Below are 15,712 nucleotides of genomic sequence, written 5' to 3'. Positions count from 1 at the left end.
CGAGGACGGCAAGGAAGAAAACCCCGTCAACCTCGACCCGCGCATGGCCAAGCTCGCCGGCGGCGTCCACCGCCTCGACGGCCAGCTCATGGTCGTCCTCGACGTCGACCGCGTCCTCGAGCTCGCAACCAAGATGCAAATGGCCGCCTGAGCCAACGAAACATCGAAGCCGGAGAACCGAAATGAAGACGTGTTTGGTGGTCGATGATTCCAGCGTGGTGCGCAAGATCGCGCGCCGGATCCTGGAAGGTCTGCAGTTCGAGGTCACCGAGGCCGAGGACGGCTCGAAGGCGCTCGAGATCTGTCAGCGGCAGCTGCCCGACGCGGTGCTGCTCGACTGGAACATGCCGGTCATGGATGGCTTCGAGTTCATGGGCCACATGCGCCGCCTGCCCGGCGGCGACCAGCCCAAGGTGGTGTTCTGCACCACCGAGAACAACGTGGCTCATATCGCTCAGGCGCTCAGCGGCGGCGCCAACGAGTACATCATGAAGCCTTTCGACAAAGACATCATCGCCGACAAGTTCGCTGAAGTTGGTTTGATCCCGGTCGGACAAGCCATGGTCTGAGTGTGTCCGGCCCAAAGCACTTGGGCCAGAGTGTTCCAGTACAGCTTTCGAGAGGCCATCCGTGACCCCGACCGAGTACGAGTATCTGCGTAAGTTCCTGAAGGATAATTCCGGTCTCGACCTGTCCACAGACAAGCAATATCTGATCGAAAGCCGCCTGCTGCCGCTGGCCCGCAAGGCCGGGCTGTCCGGCATCGCCGAGCTCGTGCAGAAGCTGCAAGGCGGTTCACGCCAGCTGATCACCGACGTGGTCGAGGCCATGACCACCAACGAGACCTTCTTCTTCCGCGACAAGGTCCCGTTCGATCATTTCCGCGACCACATCATGCCGGAGATCATCAAGGCGCGTGCGGCCAAGCGCAGCGTGCGCATCTGGTGTGCTGCCGGCTCGACCGGGCAGGAGCCCTATTCGCTGGCGATGTGCCTGAAGGAGATGGGCGCGGCCCTCACCGGCTGGCGCGTCGAGATCATCGCGACCGACCTGTCGCAAGAGGTGCTGGAGAAGGCCAAGGCCGGCGTCTACAGCCAGTTCGAGGTGCAGCGCGGCCTGCCGATCCAGATGCTCGTGAAATATTTCAAGCAGATCGGCGAGACCTGGCAGATCAATCCCGAATTGCGGGCGATGATCCAGCACCGCCAGCTCAACCTGCTGCACGATTTCGCCCAGCTCGGCACCTTCGACGTCATCTTCTGTCGCAACGTGCTGATCTATTTCGATCAGGACACCAAGATCAACATCTTCAACCGCCTGGCGCGCCAGATCGAGCCCGACGGCTTCCTGGTGCTCGGCGCCGCCGAGACCGTGGTTGGACTGACCGACACGTTCCGGCCGATTCCGGAGCGGCGCGGCCTCTACAAGCCGAACGATCCGCGCGCGGCAGCGGCCAAGCCGGTTCTCGGCGGTGCGGCGCCGCGCATGGCGGTGGTGGCGGGGCGATAATCATGGCCGAGGATGGCAAGGGTGCGGAGCGTGTGACCTTCAGCCGCGGCTATGATGTCTGCATCATGGCCATCGACGGCACCTGGCGGCGCGACTGCAAGCTCAACGCGATCTCCGACACCGACGCGGTTCTCACGGTGGAGGGCTCGATCCAGGGCTTGAACCTGAAGGAGTTCTTCCTGCTGCTGTCGTCCACGGGTCTCGCCTATCGTCGCTGCGAACTGGTCCGTGTCAACGGCGCCGAAATGGACATCCAGTTCCTGCGCGGCAAGAACCGGAAGAAGCGCGGTGCGGCCGGCGGCCACGACGCCGCGGCCTGATCTCGCCGCCGCCGTCGCTGCGCCTTCCGGCACTTTGCTTCACATTTGCTGAACGTTTCCGAGTCAATTGCCCGCGGCAGCTTTACGCGGCTTAAGCGCGAGCCGTGTATCCATTGACGCTCTCAATCTCAGGATCCGGCAATGCCCAGAAGTTCTCTTTCCCCGATCTCGTCAAACCTGCCCGACGGCGCCGAGCGGCGTGCACTTCAGCTCCTGGTGGTCGATGACGACGCCACGCAGCGCCAACTGATCACGGTCGCGGCCAAGCAGGCGGGCCACGAGGTCACTGTGGCGCCATCGGTGGCGGACGCGATCGAGAAGCTGCGCGCTGCGCGCTTCGACTGCGTGACGCTCGATCTCGTGCTCGAGGATGGCGACGGCGTCGACGTGCTGCGCGAGATGGCGAACGCGAAGTTTGCAGGCTCCGTGATCGTCATCAGCGGCATGGACGGCAAGCGCCGCAGTGCCGCCCGCAGCTTCGCCCGTTCGGTCGGGATCGAGCTCCAGAGCTTGCCGAAGCCGCTGGATCTCGCGGCGCTGCGCATCAGCCTCGCCAACCTCGGCAAGACCGCGATGGGCCTGCCGGCGATTCACACCTGGGGTGGTGTCGCCACCGACGCGATCGTGGAACGGCACCGCGCTTGAGCTTGCGGAGCTGCCATGCGGTCAGACGCGGCCGCCCGCCGCGTCGCCGGATTCCGATAGACATTGCAGGGCGTGGCTGAGGCCCGCCCGGCAGGCATTGAGGGCCGCGCTCGCGCTGGCGTAGCGGGGCGTGACGTCGTCGAGCAAGACGATATCTGCGGAACCTTCCGGATCGCTGCCGTGTTCTTGATCCATGGCTGCGGCGATCCGGCGCATGCTGGTCTCGATCTGTGCGATCAGCAAACGAAGGTCCGCCGCAATCAGCTCACGGCTCTCGACTTCGGACGTTGCGACAGGAGGCGGCGTGTCGGCCAAATTTAGCATGGATATTCTCCGTCCAGTGCAATTAGGCGCCATGCCGCTACTTGTGCGTTAAGTCCATGTCCCGTACAAATACGGGTGGGCCGAATCCGCGCCGAGCGCCATAACGATTGACGCGGACGCGAGTCCTTCATGCCAACCGGATGTGGCACATGGCCGAACAAAGCTCTCGCGGTGAAATCTTCGTGGTCGATGACGATCCTGCCGTTCGCGACACCTTGTCGATGGTGTTGAAGGCGGCGGGCTATGAGGTGATCTGTTTTGCGGACGGTGCAGCGCTGCTCTCCGTCGCGCGAAACCGGACGCCGGCTGCAATCCTGCTCGACGTGAATATTCCCGGGAAGTCGGGTCTCGACATCCTGAAGGAGTTGCACGGCGAGGATTATCCTGCGCCGATCTTCATGATCTCCGGGCAGGGCGACATCGCGATGGCGGTGGGTGCGATCAAGAGCGGCGCGCTCGACTTCATCGAGAAGCCGTTCCGCGGCAGCGAGATCGTCGGCCGTCTCGACGAGGCGATCGGTGCCTATGCACGCAGGCAGGCGGAGAACGCGTCGCCGAAATTCGGCTCGCTGCATTTCCCCGGCCGCGAGCCGCTGACCCGCAGGGAGCGCGAGGTGCTGGAGCAGTTCGCCTCCGGCGCCTCCAACAAGGAGGCCGGCCGCACGCTCGGCATCAGTCCGCGCACCATCGAGGACCACCGCGCCAACATCATGAAGAAGCTCGGCGCGCGCAATGCCGCCGACCTGATCCGCATCGTGATGACCGCGGCCCAACGCGCGTCGTAACATGGTCTTGGGCCGCGGCTCAGCAGCGCATCATGCAATGATGCGCCGCTGAGCCGGGTCCATCTCTCCTCACCGACGGTTTCGTAGCCCGGATGGAGCGCAAGCGTAATCCGGGGATTTGCGCGCCGCACGACTGTTCCCGGATTGCGCTGCGCTCCATCCGGGCTACGGGCCTTCACCCGCTCAGTGCCTTGCGGATGATCCGCGCCAGATCCGATTTGCGATAGGGCTTGGCCAGCAACATCACGCCGGAATCGAGCCGGCCGTGATGGATGATCGCGTTCTCGGTATAGCCTGACGTGTAGACCACCTTGAGATCCGGGCGCGTCTTCATCAGCTCGTCCGCGAGCTGCCGTCCGTTCATCTTGCCGGGCATGATGACGTCGGTGAACAGTAGGTCGAACGGCTTGCCGGCGGCGACGATCGCGAGCGCCTCCGCGGCGTTCGCGGCCTGCAACGTGACGTAACCCAGCGAATGCAGCTGCGTCAGCACGTAGTCGCGCACCAGCCGGTCGTCCTCGACCACCAGGATCGTCTCGTGTCCGCCCTCGATCGTCGCCGGCGTCACGCCCTCGCCGACCGCCGTCGGCGTCTTGCCGGGCGGCAGATACATCTTGATCGTGGTGCCGTGCCCCTCCTCGCTGTAGATCTTGATGTGACCTGCGGACTGCTTGATGAAGCCGTAGACCATCGAAAGCCCGAGCCCGGTGCCCTTGCCGGGTCCCTTCGAGGTGAAGAAGGGATCGAACACCCGGGGCAGCATGTTCGCAGGGATTCCGGTGCCGGTGTCGCTCACGGCGATCAGCACGTAGTGCCCCGGCGGCACGTCGTTGGCGCTGGCATAGACCTCGTCGAGATAGGCGGCGCCGGTTTCCACGATCAGCTTGCCGCCGCCGGGCATGGCGTCGCGCGCATTGAGCGCGAGGTTGAGGATCGCGGTGGTGAGCTGGTTGGGATCGACGATGGCGACGCAATTCTCGTCCTCGAACACCGATTCGATCTGGATCTGCTCGCCGAGCGTCGGACGCAACAATTTCGCGGTGTCGACGATCAGCGAGTTGATGTCGATCTCGCGCGGCTGGAGCGGCTGCTTGCGCGCGAAGGCGAGCAGGTGCTGGGTCAGGTCGGCGCCGCGCGCGGCGGCCTCGTCGATCATCTTGGTGATCGCCGCGAGCTGCGGCTCCTTGGCGACCGCCTCCGCGAGAATCTCGATCGTCCCGGTGATGACGGTGAGAATGTTGTTGAAGTCATGCGCCACGCCGCCGGTCAACTGGCCGACGGCCTCCATCTTCTCGGCATGGCGGATGCGCTCCTCGGCGGCGATCTTGTCGGTGAGGTCGCGGTAGAAGACGTTGAACAGCAGGCCTTCGCGCCGCTTCAGCGCGGTGACGCTCAGCTCGGCCTTGAATTCCTTGCCGTCGCGGCGGCGGCACATCAGCTCCCGGCGGCGGTTCAGCATGCGGCCGTCCTCGTTGGCCAGGAATTGTGTCAGCCCCGCCCTGACCCTCTCGCGTTCGCTCTCGGCGACGATGAGGTCGATCGTGCTCTTGCCAAGCACCTCGTCGCGGCGCCAGCCGAACAGCTGCTCGGCCTGCGAGTTCCAGTTCAGGATGCTTCCGGTCTCGTCGGTCTGGACGAAGGCGTCGAGCGAGGTCTCGACGATGTTGCGGGCGAGTCGCTCGCTCTCGCGCAGCGATTCCTGCGCGAGCCGCGCTTCGGTCATGTCGCGCCCGACGAAGAAGAAGCGCTTGGCAGGCTCGGACCAGCTGCCGAGCCAGGACAGCCAGACCTCGTGTCCGTTCTTGTGGAAGCAGCGGGTGTCGGCCAGCTTGACGCGCTCGCCGCGGCGCATCGCGCGCATCTCGGCACGGGACTGCTCCAGATGAGCGGGATGAATGAAGTCGGCGCCGCTGCGGCCGATCATCTCGTCCGGCCGATAGCCGAGAATGGTCTCGCTGCTCGGGCTGATCTGCGCGACATGGCCGTGCGAGTCCATGATCATGATCAGGTCCTGCGAGGTCTCGAAGATCTGCCGCCGCTCCTCGAGCTGGTGCTGCAGCGCCCGCTCGGCGCGCCGTGCCTCGGTCAGGCTGCGCGCGCTTCCGGACGCGCCGATGATTTCGCCCGACGGTCCCTTGATCGGCGACAGGCCGAGCGAAATCTCGACCGGCGTGCCGTCCTTGCGCAGGCGGACCGTCTCGAAGCGTTCGATCGGCTCGCCTCGCGCGATCCGCCGCAGATAGTCCTTGCCCTGCTCGCGGCGGTCGGAAGGGACGATGATCGAGGTGGACTTGCCGATCGCCTCCTCCGCCGTATAGCCGTAAAGGCGTTCGGCGGCCGGATTCCAGCCGGTGATGATGGCATCGAGCGTCTGCATGACGATCGCGTCGTCCGACGATTCCACCGCGGCACTGAACAGGTTCTCGCGCGCCGCGTGATGGCTCCGCGCGGCCTCGGTGCGGCGATGCTCCTCGATTTCGTGCTCGAGCGCGGCCGTTTTCGCGCGCATCTCCTCCACCATCCGCGCAAAGGCCCGTGCCAGCACACCGGTCTCGCCGCTGGCATCGACGGGGATGTCCGCGGGACGTCCGCTGCCGATGGCCTGCACTGCCTCCGTCAGACGCCCGATCGGGCGGGTCAACGAACGCGCCAGCAGCACCGCGAGCGCAGCCGCGGCGAGAACGGCCAGCACGCCGACCAGCAGGGACGTTTTTTGAATGGCGGCCGGCACGCGGCCGAACACGGACGGGGGAACGGTCACGACGATGGCGACCCACTCCTTGCCCGCAAGCGATAACGGCACGAATGCCGCGCCGCTTGTCCGGCCCGACTCGTCGGTGGTGACGCGCGTGACCACGTCCGACGTGCCGGCCAGGGCCGAGAGGAACGGAAGGTCCTTGCGCCAATCGGTCGGATGGCCCCGCGATGACCCGAACTCCCGCGCCCGGTCGGGATGGACGAGATAGTCGCCGCGCGCATTCACGACGTAGATCTCTCCGCCCGAGGTCGTCGTCGCCCGGATCCGGGCGAGTGCCGGGCGCATGTCGATATTGGCCACGATGATGCCGAACGGCTTGTCGTCGGCTGCGAACAGCGGCATCGCCGCGCGCATGGTCGGCGCGCGAAGCGCCGTCGTTCCCCCCTGACGGGTCGCCAGTTCGATGGGAGACACATAGATCTCGCCGGGCCCGAGCCGTATGGTTTCCTGGAAATAGGTTCGGTCGCCCTTGCGCTCCAGTTCGCTGTCCGGGGCGATCCGGGCCGCTCCGTTGGGACCTGAGCGATCGACGTGGACCAGTTCGCGCTGGTCGTTGTCGACGCGGATGATCCTGAACTGCCCGTAGATGGGCTTGGCGTCGATCTCGGCCGCGAGCCGCGCCGCGATACGCTCGCGCCAGGTCTGCTCCGAGACGCCGTCCGCCGGATCGATCCCGCCGCCGGCATGAGCGCGGATCAGGCCGTTGATTGCCGCTGCGGCGCGATAGCCGACCAGATCGCCGCGCACGCCGGCAACGTAGGATTCAAGGTTGTTCGCGAGCAGGCGCGATTGGGCTTCGACCCGCTCCAGCACCCGCGGAATGACGGCCTGTGTGGTGTTGCGATAGCCCAACCATCCGACTGCGGCCACGGTGACCGCAACCAGCAGGATCATCGCGATGGCCAGCCGCGTGGCCAGCATCGTTGCTGCTCGCATGGGGAGTTTCGCCGGACCTGCCGCATCGCTGCGCCATTTCTGGCTTGCAGCAGAGGAGGCGTTCTTGTCATCGGCGGCCGGAGCGGACATCGGACCCCTCCGGCGCGTCGGCCTTCAGGCAATCTGCGACCACGGCAAGCAGTGCGTCGGGCCGGAACGGCTTTTGCAGGCTGGCCACCGCGCCGAGCTTGGTCGCCATCTTCAGGAAGTCCGGCTCCGCATAGGCATCCGGCGTGATCGAACGGCCGGAGATGACGACGATCGGAACGGCCGGGGCCAGCGCCCGAATGTGACGCATCGTCTCCAGTCCGTCCATGCCGGGCATGAAGATGTCGAGAAACATCAGGTCGAACCGGCTGGCCTCGAACAGCGCCAGCCCCTTGCGGCCATCCCCGGCGACCGTCACGTGATGACCCGCCCGTTCCAGCAGCAGCCGGATGGTGAACTGGACGGCCGGATCGTCATCCACGATCAGGATGTTGGCCACGTCTGAAATCCTCCGCGGTCGCAGGGAGTGTCCCAGCGACCGCAAATCAAATCAATGAACACGAAATTGTTGCGCGGATTCACGACGGCCGGCAAGCACTTCGGAACCCCTTGGGCCTGGGCTGCCGCTTTATTGCGCTGCAGTGCGCGGTGTGCACGCCTGAGTGCATAGCAGAGGCCCGCCCCTCCGCCCGCCCGGCGCCTTGCCGGGGATGGACCGCCTGTGAGAAGAGCAGGGAATCCTCCGGACGGACAAGGAATGAGATGACCACCAAGAAGAAGACGCCCGACCAGCTCCGCAGCGCGCGTTGGTTCGCGCCCGACGATCTGCGCTCGTTCGGCCATCGCTCCCGCGCCATGCAGATGGGTTACGCGCCGGAGGAGTGGAAGGACCGCCCCATCATTGCGATCCTCAACACCTGGTCTGACGCGCAGCCCTGTCACATGCACTTCAAGTCGCGCGTCGAGGACGTCAAGCGCGGCATCCTGATGGCGGGGGGCCTGCCGCTGGAGCTGCCGGCGCTGTCGTTGTCGGAATCGCTGCTCAAGCCCACCACCATGCTCTATCGTAACCTGCTGGCGATGGACGCCGAGGAGCTGCTCCGCAGCCATCCCGTCGACGGCGTGGTGCTGATGGGCGGCTGCGACAAGACCACCCCGGCGCTGCTCCTGGGCGCAACCTCGATGAACATTCCGGCGATCTATCTGCCGGCAGGCCCGATGCTGCGCGGCAATTGGAAGGGTAAGACGCTGGGTTCCGGCTCCGATGGCTGGAAATATTGGGACGAGCGCCGGGCCGGAAAGATCTCCGACAAGGACTGGCTCGACATCGAGGCCGGCATCGCCCGCAGCTATGGCACCTGCATGACCATGGGTACCGCCTCGACCATGACCGCGATTGCGGAAGCGATCGGCATGACGCTGCCGGGCGCCTCGTCGATTCCCGCCGCCGATGCCAACCACATCCGCATGGCCAGTGAATGCGGCCGCCGCATCGTCGAGATGGTGTGGGAAGATCTGACGCCGAAGGTGATCCAGACCCGCAAGGCGTTCGAGAATGCGATCGCGGTGGCGATGGCGATGGGCTGCTCCACCAACGCCATCATCCATCTGATCGCGCAGGCACGCCGCGCCGGCCAGGACATCGGCCTCGACGATTTCGAGAAGGCGAGTCGCAAGGTGCCCGTCATCGCCAACGTCCGCCCGAGCGGCGATGCTTACCTGATGGAGGACTTCTTCTACGCCGGCGGCCTGCCGGCGTTGATGGGCCAGATCAAGCCGAATCTGCATCTCGACTGCGTCACGGTCACAGGCAAAACGCTGGGCGAGAACATTGAGGGCGCCGAGGTCTCCAATGCCGATGTGATCCGCGGCATCGACAATCCCATTTACAAGGAAGGCGCGCTCGCCGTGCTCAAGGGCAATCTCGCGCCCGACGGCTGCGTCATAAAACCCTCGGCCTGCGCGCCGCGCTTTCTCAAGCACACCGGCCCCGCGCTGGTGTTCGACGACTATCCCGCGATGAAGAAGGCGGTCGACGATCCCGATCTCGACGTCACCGAGGATCATATCCTGATCCTGCGCAATGCGGGGCCGCAGGGCGGGCCGGGCATGCCGGAATGGGGCATGCTGCCGATCCCGACCAAGCTCGTGAAGCAGGGCGTACGCGACATGGTGCGCATCTCGGATGCGCGCATGAGCGGCACCAGCTACGGCGCCTGCATCCTGCACGTCTCGCCGGAATCCTACATCGGCGGCCCGCTGGCGCTGGTGCAGAACGGCGACCGCATCACGCTCGATGTCGCTGCGCGCACCATCAATCTCGATGTCCCCGAAACCGAGCTCGCAAAACGCCGCGCCGCCTGGAAGCAGCCCGCGCGCCGCTTCGAGCGCGGCTATGGCTGGATGTTCACCAAGCACATCAAGCAGGCCAATGACGGCTGCGATTTCGACTTCCTGGAGACCGATTTCGGCGCGCCGATCGGCGAACCGTCGATTTACTAATGCTCCTGTCACTCCGGGGCATCGCGCAGCGATGAGCCCGGAATCCATCGTGCAGCAGTACGCGCCGCCCGATGGATTCCGGGTTCGCGCTACGCGCGCCCCGGAATGACGCCATGAGAGAGAACGACATGACCAAACTCACCGAAGCCACCCGCACAAAACTCAAATCCGTCTCCACCGCCACCGTCGCCACTGCCTTGTTCAAGCGCGGCCTGCGCATCCAGATGATCCAGGATGTCCGCCCCTTGAGCCCGGACCAGCCGACCATGGTCGGCGAGGCCTTCACGCTGCGCTACATGCCCGCGCGCGAGGATCTCAACACCATCGACGTCTTCAAGGATCGCTCCCATCCGCAGCGCAAGGCAGTCGAGGATTGTCCGCCGGGCGCCGTGCTGGTGATGGACAGCCGCAAGGATGCGCGCGCGGCCTCGGCCGGCGCAATCCTGGTGACGCGCCTGATGAAGCGCGGCGTCGCCGGCGTCGTCACCGACGGCGGCTTTCGCGACTCCGCGGAGATCTCAAGGCTCGGCTTTCCCGCCTTCCACCATCGCCCCTCGGCGCCGACCAATCTGACGCTGCATCAGGCGATCGAGATCAACGTGCCGATCGGCTGCGGCGATGCGCCGGTATTTCCCGGCGACGTCATCCTCGGCGATGCCGACGGCGTCATCGTGATCCCCGCGCATCTGGCAGACGAGATCGCCGACGAGACCTTCGAGATGACCGCGTTCGAGGATTTCGTCACCGAGGAAGTAGGCCGAGGCCGCGGCATCTTCGGTCTCTATCCCGCCACCGATCCGCAGACGCTCACCGATTTCGCGGAATGGCGCAAGAAGAACGGGCGGTAGCTACGCCTCCGCCATCCCCGCCGCCCACAGCGCGAACGCGTACACGATCGCGACTTCGTCGAGCCGGTCGAAGCGGCCCGAGGCGCCGCCGTGGCCGGCGCCCATGTTGGTGCGGAGCAGGACCGGGCCGCCCCCACGCATGGTGGCGCGCAGGCGCGCGATCCACTTGGCGGGCTCCCAGTAAGTGACCCGGGGATCAGTCAGTCCGCCCATCGCCAGCATCGCCGGATAGTCCTTTGCCGCGACGTTGTCGTAAGGCGAATACGACAGGATGGTGCGGAAATCCTTCTCACTCTCGATCGGGTTGCCCCATTCCGGCCATTCCGGCGGCGTCAGCGGCAGCGTGTCGTCGAGCATGGTGTTGAGCACGTCGACGAACGGCACCTCTGCGACGATGCCGGCGAACAATTCGCCCGCGCGGTTGGCGACCGCGCCCATCAGCATGCCGCCGGCCGAGCCGCCATGGCCGATGATGCGCTTGGCGCTGGTGTATTTCGCATCGATCAGCGCCCGCGCACTGGCGGCGAAATCGTCGAAGCTGTTGGTCTTCTTCTCGCGCTTGCCGTCGAGATACCAGCCCCAGCCCTTGTCGGCGCCGCCGCGGATATGGGCGATGGCATAGACGAAGCCGCGGTCGACCAGCGACAGGCGGTTGGCGCTGAACGAAGCCGGCATCGCCATGCCGTAGGAGCCGTAGCCGTAGAGCAGCAGCGGCGCCGCGCCGTCGAGCTTCAGCCCGCGGCGATGCAGGATCGAGACCGGCACCTCGGCGCCGTCATGCGATTTCGCCATGATGCGCGTGGTGACGTAGTCGGCCGGGTTATGCCCCGACGGAATCTCCTGCCGCTTGCGCAAGGTGCGCGTACGCTTGACCATGTCGTAGTCGTAGACTTCCGAGGGCGTCGTCATCGACGAATAGGAAAACCGCAGATTGGTCGTCTCGAACTCGTAGGAGCCCATCGTGTCGAGCGAGTAAGCCGCCTCGTCGAAAGCGATGGCATGCTCCTCCCCGAAAGCGAGATCGCGGATCACGACCGACGGCAGCGCATTGGCGCGCTCCAGCCGCACCAGATGGCCGGCATAGAGATCGAGGTCGATGATGTAGATGCCGGGCCGATACGGGATCAGGTCGCGCCAGTTCTTGCGCTCGGGCGCGTGAAGCGGGGCGGTGACGATCTTGAAATCGATGGCATCGTCGGCATTGGTGAGGATGAAGAGCTCGTCGCCGCGGTCGGCGAGCGAATATTGCACGCCCTCTTCGCGCGCAGCGACAAGGCGCGGCGGCGCCTCGGGATTGGCGAGGTCGATCAGCCGCTGCTCGCTTGTCTCGTGATCGCCGCCCGCGATGACGCAGAAGCGGCCGCTGGTGCTCTCGTGCAGATGGGTGAACCAGCCGGCATCCTGCTCCTCATAGACCAGCGTGTCGTCGGCCTGCTTGGCGCCGAGCCTGTGCCGCCACACCTGCATCGGGCGGTGATTGTCGTCGAGCTTCACATAGAAGAAGCTCCTGCAGTCCGCGGCCCAGACCACGCCGCCGTCGGTCTCCTCGACGAGGTCGTCGAGGTCCTTGCCCGTCGCCCAGTCGCGCACGCGGATCGAAAAATATTCCGAGCCCTTGGTGTCCGCGCTCCAGGCCTGCAGCTTGTGATCGTAGGAGTGACGGCTGCCGCCGAACTTGAAATATTGGTGGTCCTTGGCGAGCGCGTCGCCATCGAGCACGATATGGCCTTCGCCGCCGTCGCGCGGCATGCGGCCGAACAGCTCGTGCTGCCCGCCCTCGCGAAACCTGCGGAAATAGGCGAACGGCCCATCCGGTGACGGCACGCTGGAATCGTCCTCCTTGATCCGCCCGCGCATCTCGCGCACCAGCGTCTTCTGCAGGCCCGAGGTGTGGCCGAGCAGGCTCTCGGTGTAGGCGTTCTCCTCGTCGAGATATTTGCGGATATCAGGATCGAGCACGGCGGGATCGCGCAGCACCTCCTGCCAGTTCGCGTCCTTCAGCCAGGCATAATCGTCAGTCACGGTGATGCCGTGCCGCGTGAAGGAATGCAGCCGGCGCGGGGCGACGGGGGGCTTCGAAGGCGTCTTGGCTTGGGTCACTCGGTCCTCGTTTATCAGCAGCGTCTCTTCTTAACCTCGCCCCGCTTGCGGGGAGAGGTCGCCGCGAAGCGGCGGGTGAGGGGGTACAGGTCTCTCTACAATCTCGCTCGCGGAGAGAGGCCCCTCACCCCCAACCCTCTCCCCGTAAGAACGGGGAGAGGGAGAAGAAAAGAGCGCCGTCCTGTTCACATGTTCCACTATATCGTCCCGATTCCGCGGATTGCCAGCACGACCGCCTGTGCTGCCGGGTTGTTGATCGGCTCCTTGTGTGCTTTGAGGGGCTATATCCCCGCCGCCGATCCAGCCCGATGCTGTTCAATTCCTATGCCTTCATCCTGCTGTTCCTGCCGGTCGTGCTCGCCGGCTATTTCCGGCTTGGCCGGCGCAGCAATCTGGCTCCGGTGGTCTGGCTGGCGCTGGCTTCGATCACCTTCTATGCCATCGGCAGCTGGCAGTTCGTCGGCCTGCTGCTGCTCTCGATCGCCTTCAACTACGGCGTCGGCCATCTTCTCATCGTGGCGGAGCTCACGCGGCCGCAACGGAAGGCCGCGCTCGCGCTCGGCCTCGTCGGCGATCTCCTCGTGCTCGGCATCTTCAAATATGCCGGCTTTGTCGCCGAGAACATCAACGCGCTGCTCGGCACGCATGTCGCGGTCCACATCCTGCTGCCGGTCGGCATCTCCTTCTACACCTTCACTCAGATCGCGTTCCTGGTCGATGCCTATCGCGGCCAGGTCGCGGCCTATGCGCTGCCGCATTACGCGCTGTTCGTGACTTACTTCCCGCATCTGATTGCCGGGCCCATCCTCCATCACAAGGACATGATCCCGCAATTCGAGCACGAGGAGACCAAGCGCCCGGACGGGCACCTCATGTTGTGCGGAATCATCATCTTCGCGATCGGCCTGTTCAAGAAGACCTGCCTTGCCGACGGCATCCAGCCGCTGGTCGCGCTCGCTTTCGAGGCGCGCTCGCCGAGTTTCGACCAGGCCTGGCTTGGCGCGCTCGCCTACACCTTCCAGCTCTATTTCGACTTCTCCGGCTATTCCGACATGGCGATCGGCATCTCGCTGCTGTTTGGTATCTTCCTGCCCGTCAATTTCAACTCGCCCTACAGGGCCACCAGCATCGTCGAGTTCTGGCGGCGCTGGCACATGACGCTGTCGCAATTCCTGCGCGACTATCTCTACATCCCGCTCGGCGGCAACCGCCGCGGCCGCGTGCTGCGCTACGTCAATCTGATGATCACGATGCTGCTCGGCGGGCTCTGGCACGGCGCGGCCTGGACTTTTGTCATTTGGGGCGCGCTGCATGGCGCGTATCTCTGCATCAATCATGCCTTCAATGCCTTGGTGCCGAACGGTCCGCCGCTGATGGCACGCCCGGCTCGCATCGCGGGCGCCGTGCTGACGTTCCTCGCTGTCGTGGTCGCTTGGGTCTTCTTCCGTGCTGCGAGTGTGGAATGGGCGTTGCGCGTCCTTCGCGCCATGGCTGATCCTGCTAACCTCGTGCTAGGCCGCGAGGAGATCGCAGCCCTGGTGCAGGTGGCAATCTACGCGGCGTTGGTGTGGCTGGCGCCGAACACGCAAGGGCTGATGGGATACGACCACGGCAACCGCGCGGTCGGCGAGGCCTTGCGGGCAGGGCGCACGCGGCCGCTGGTGCTCTATGCGGCCTCGCTGCTGCTCGCGTTCGGCGTCCTGGGCATCCAGAGCCACAGCGAATTCATCTATTTCCGATTCTGATGCGGGGCGCGTTCACCCATCTCAGGCGTCTTCTGCTGGCGGGCGCGGCCTGCGTACTGAGCGCCGCGGCGCTCACCTTCATCGTCGATCCTCTGCAGCTGTTCCGCCCCTCGCGCCTGGTCCCGGCCTTCTACTCGGAGGACACGCGCGTGCAGAATGCCGGGCTGATCAGCAGCCAGCCGTTCGACACCGCCTTCATGGGCACCTCGCTCGCGATCCATTTCCGCCAGAGCGACATCGATCGCGCGCTTCGTGTCCGCTCGCTCAAGCTGGCCATGACCGGCTCCAATTCGCGCCAGCAGGCCTTCGTGCTGGAGCGGGCGATCGACCGCGGCGCAAGACGCGTGATCTGGGAAATGGACGATTTCATCTTCATCGATGCCGCGGACATCGAGACCGACCCTTATTTGTCCGTCGATCTCTACCGCCGGACGACGAAAGGCATCGCCTCCTATCTGTTCAGCGCGGCGATGGCGAAGGAATCGGTGTTCGCGGTGCTGCGGTCCGTCCCGCTGCTGCGGGAGCCGCTGACCCGGGCGTCGCCTTATCTGCCGGTCAAGTTCGCGCTGGCGGACATCGACGACATCCACGCGCTGCCGCGTGATTTCGACGTTGCACGAGGCTACAACGCCAAGAAGACGCTCGCCGCCTTCACCTACATCACTGATCCCGTGCGCCGTCGCTTCCTCGGCGAGGGTTACGTCTACGAGGCCATGGTCCGGCATTTCGAGCACGACGCCGTCGGCCTGATCGCGCGCCACCCTGACGTGACCTTCGACATCTACTTCCCGCCCTACTCGATCCTGCAATTCGTCGCGATGCGCGATGCCTCGCCCGAGACGCTGAAGATCGTCACCGCTCTCACGGCGCACATTGCGCAGCGTCTGACGCAACTGCCCAACGTCCGCCTGCACGATTTCCGCGCGATCAAACGGGTGACGCACGACCTCGACAATTACAGCGACGTCATCCACCATTCGCCGGTGGTGGACGCGATGGTGCTGAGATGGCTTGGAAGCGGGGAGTATCGGGTTGATCCGAAGCAGCCGACGGCGTCGCTTGATGAGCTGGGGGCGCACGTGGAGGCGTATCGCCTCAAGCGCTGATCTTCCCCTCTCCCCTTGTGGGCCTGTTGCGTAATTCGCCATTTGTGATTCCCTAGGGCAAAGCCTTGGAGGGTAGCGATGGCAGTGAAGCAGACGGGGCAGCCGAGTTTTATTGAGGGGTGGCTGCCGAAGGGAGCCGGGGCCAA

At 65.1% G+C, this 15,712-nt stretch carries 13 protein-coding genes and 1 pseudogene; 10 read left to right on the top strand and 4 right to left on the bottom strand.

Annotated features, from left to right (window positions below; all coding sequences use genetic code 11):
* From P0R31_RS39455 to P0R31_RS39435, 5 genes and pseudogenes are all read left to right on the top strand, one after another.
* Positions 1–151, top strand: a pseudogene (locus P0R31_RS39455) (chemotaxis protein CheW); the annotation flags it as partial.
* 31 nt (positions 152–182) lie between these two features.
* Entirely contained in the window at positions 183–569 is a 387-nt protein-coding gene (locus P0R31_RS39450; protein WP_014490548.1) for a response regulator, read from the top strand.
* A gap of 61 nt (positions 570–630) precedes the next feature.
* Positions 631–1,509, top strand: coding sequence for a CheR family methyltransferase (locus tag P0R31_RS39445; protein ID WP_275520670.1), 879 nt, complete (start codon positions 631–633; stop codon positions 1,507–1,509).
* A 2-nt stretch (positions 1,510–1,511) separates the two neighbouring features.
* A complete protein-coding gene (locus P0R31_RS39440) occupies positions 1,512–1,829 on the top strand; it encodes a hypothetical protein (RefSeq protein ID WP_036015908.1) in 318 nt (105 codons plus the stop codon).
* 141 nt (positions 1,830–1,970) lie between these two features.
* Positions 1,971–2,474: a response regulator gene (locus P0R31_RS39435; protein ID WP_275520668.1), complete on the top strand. Its 504-nt coding sequence runs from the start codon at positions 1,971–1,973 to the stop codon at positions 2,472–2,474.
* A gap of 21 nt (positions 2,475–2,495) precedes the next feature.
* Here the strand turns inward: P0R31_RS39435 and P0R31_RS39430 are convergent, their stop codons facing one another.
* Entirely contained in the window at positions 2,496–2,798 is a 303-nt protein-coding gene (locus P0R31_RS39430) for a hypothetical protein (RefSeq protein WP_275520666.1), read from the bottom strand.
* A gap of 149 nt (positions 2,799–2,947) precedes the next feature.
* Between P0R31_RS39430 and P0R31_RS39425 the strand changes: the two genes are divergently transcribed.
* Entirely contained in the window at positions 2,948–3,583 is a 636-nt protein-coding gene (locus tag P0R31_RS39425) for a response regulator transcription factor (RefSeq protein WP_026202588.1), read from the top strand.
* A 175-nt stretch (positions 3,584–3,758) separates the two neighbouring features.
* Here the strand turns inward: P0R31_RS39425 and P0R31_RS39420 are convergent, their stop codons facing one another.
* Together P0R31_RS39420 and P0R31_RS39415 are read right to left on the bottom strand one after the other, a co-directional pair.
* Positions 3,759–7,367, bottom strand: coding sequence for a PAS domain S-box protein (locus tag P0R31_RS39420; RefSeq protein WP_275520664.1), 3,609 nt, complete (start codon positions 7,365–7,367; stop codon positions 3,759–3,761).
* Entirely contained in the window at positions 7,345–7,764 is a 420-nt protein-coding gene (locus P0R31_RS39415; protein ID WP_275520662.1) for a response regulator, read from the bottom strand. The genes P0R31_RS39420 and P0R31_RS39415 overlap by 23 nt, the downstream gene beginning before the upstream one ends.
* A 263-nt stretch (positions 7,765–8,027) precedes the next feature.
* Here P0R31_RS39415 and araD point away from each other — a divergent pair, with 263 nt between their 5' ends.
* Together araD and P0R31_RS39405 are read left to right on the top strand one after the other, a co-directional pair.
* Entirely contained in the window at positions 8,028–9,767 is a 1,740-nt protein-coding gene (gene araD, locus P0R31_RS39410) for an L-arabinonate dehydratase (RefSeq protein ID WP_275520660.1), read from the top strand.
* Positions 9,768–9,895: 128 nt separating this feature from the next.
* Entirely contained in the window at positions 9,896–10,615 is a 720-nt protein-coding gene (locus P0R31_RS39405) for a ribonuclease activity regulator RraA (RefSeq protein ID WP_275520658.1), read from the top strand.
* On the opposite strand, the gene P0R31_RS39400 is transcribed toward P0R31_RS39405, so the two are convergent.
* Positions 10,616–12,715, bottom strand: coding sequence for a S9 family peptidase (locus P0R31_RS39400; RefSeq protein WP_275520656.1), 2,100 nt, complete (start codon positions 12,713–12,715; stop codon positions 10,616–10,618).
* A 308-nt stretch (positions 12,716–13,023) separates the two neighbouring features.
* Between P0R31_RS39400 and P0R31_RS39395 the strand changes: the two genes are divergently transcribed.
* Entirely contained in the window at positions 13,024–14,460 is a 1,437-nt protein-coding gene (locus P0R31_RS39395) for an MBOAT family O-acyltransferase (RefSeq protein ID WP_275520653.1), read from the top strand.
* Positions 14,460–15,566, top strand: coding sequence for a hypothetical protein (locus tag P0R31_RS39390; RefSeq protein ID WP_275520649.1), 1,107 nt, complete (start codon positions 14,460–14,462; stop codon positions 15,564–15,566). Before P0R31_RS39395 ends, P0R31_RS39390 begins: the two co-directional genes overlap by 1 nt.
* Positions 15,567–15,712 lie beyond the last annotated feature (146 nt).

The organism is Bradyrhizobium yuanmingense (genome assembly GCF_029167105.1).
Classification (GTDB): Bacteria; Pseudomonadota; Alphaproteobacteria; order Rhizobiales; family Xanthobacteraceae; genus Bradyrhizobium; species Bradyrhizobium yuanmingense_A.
The sequence above is the reverse complement of the archived record's forward strand: the minus strand, read 5'-3'. Positions and strand labels throughout refer to the sequence as shown.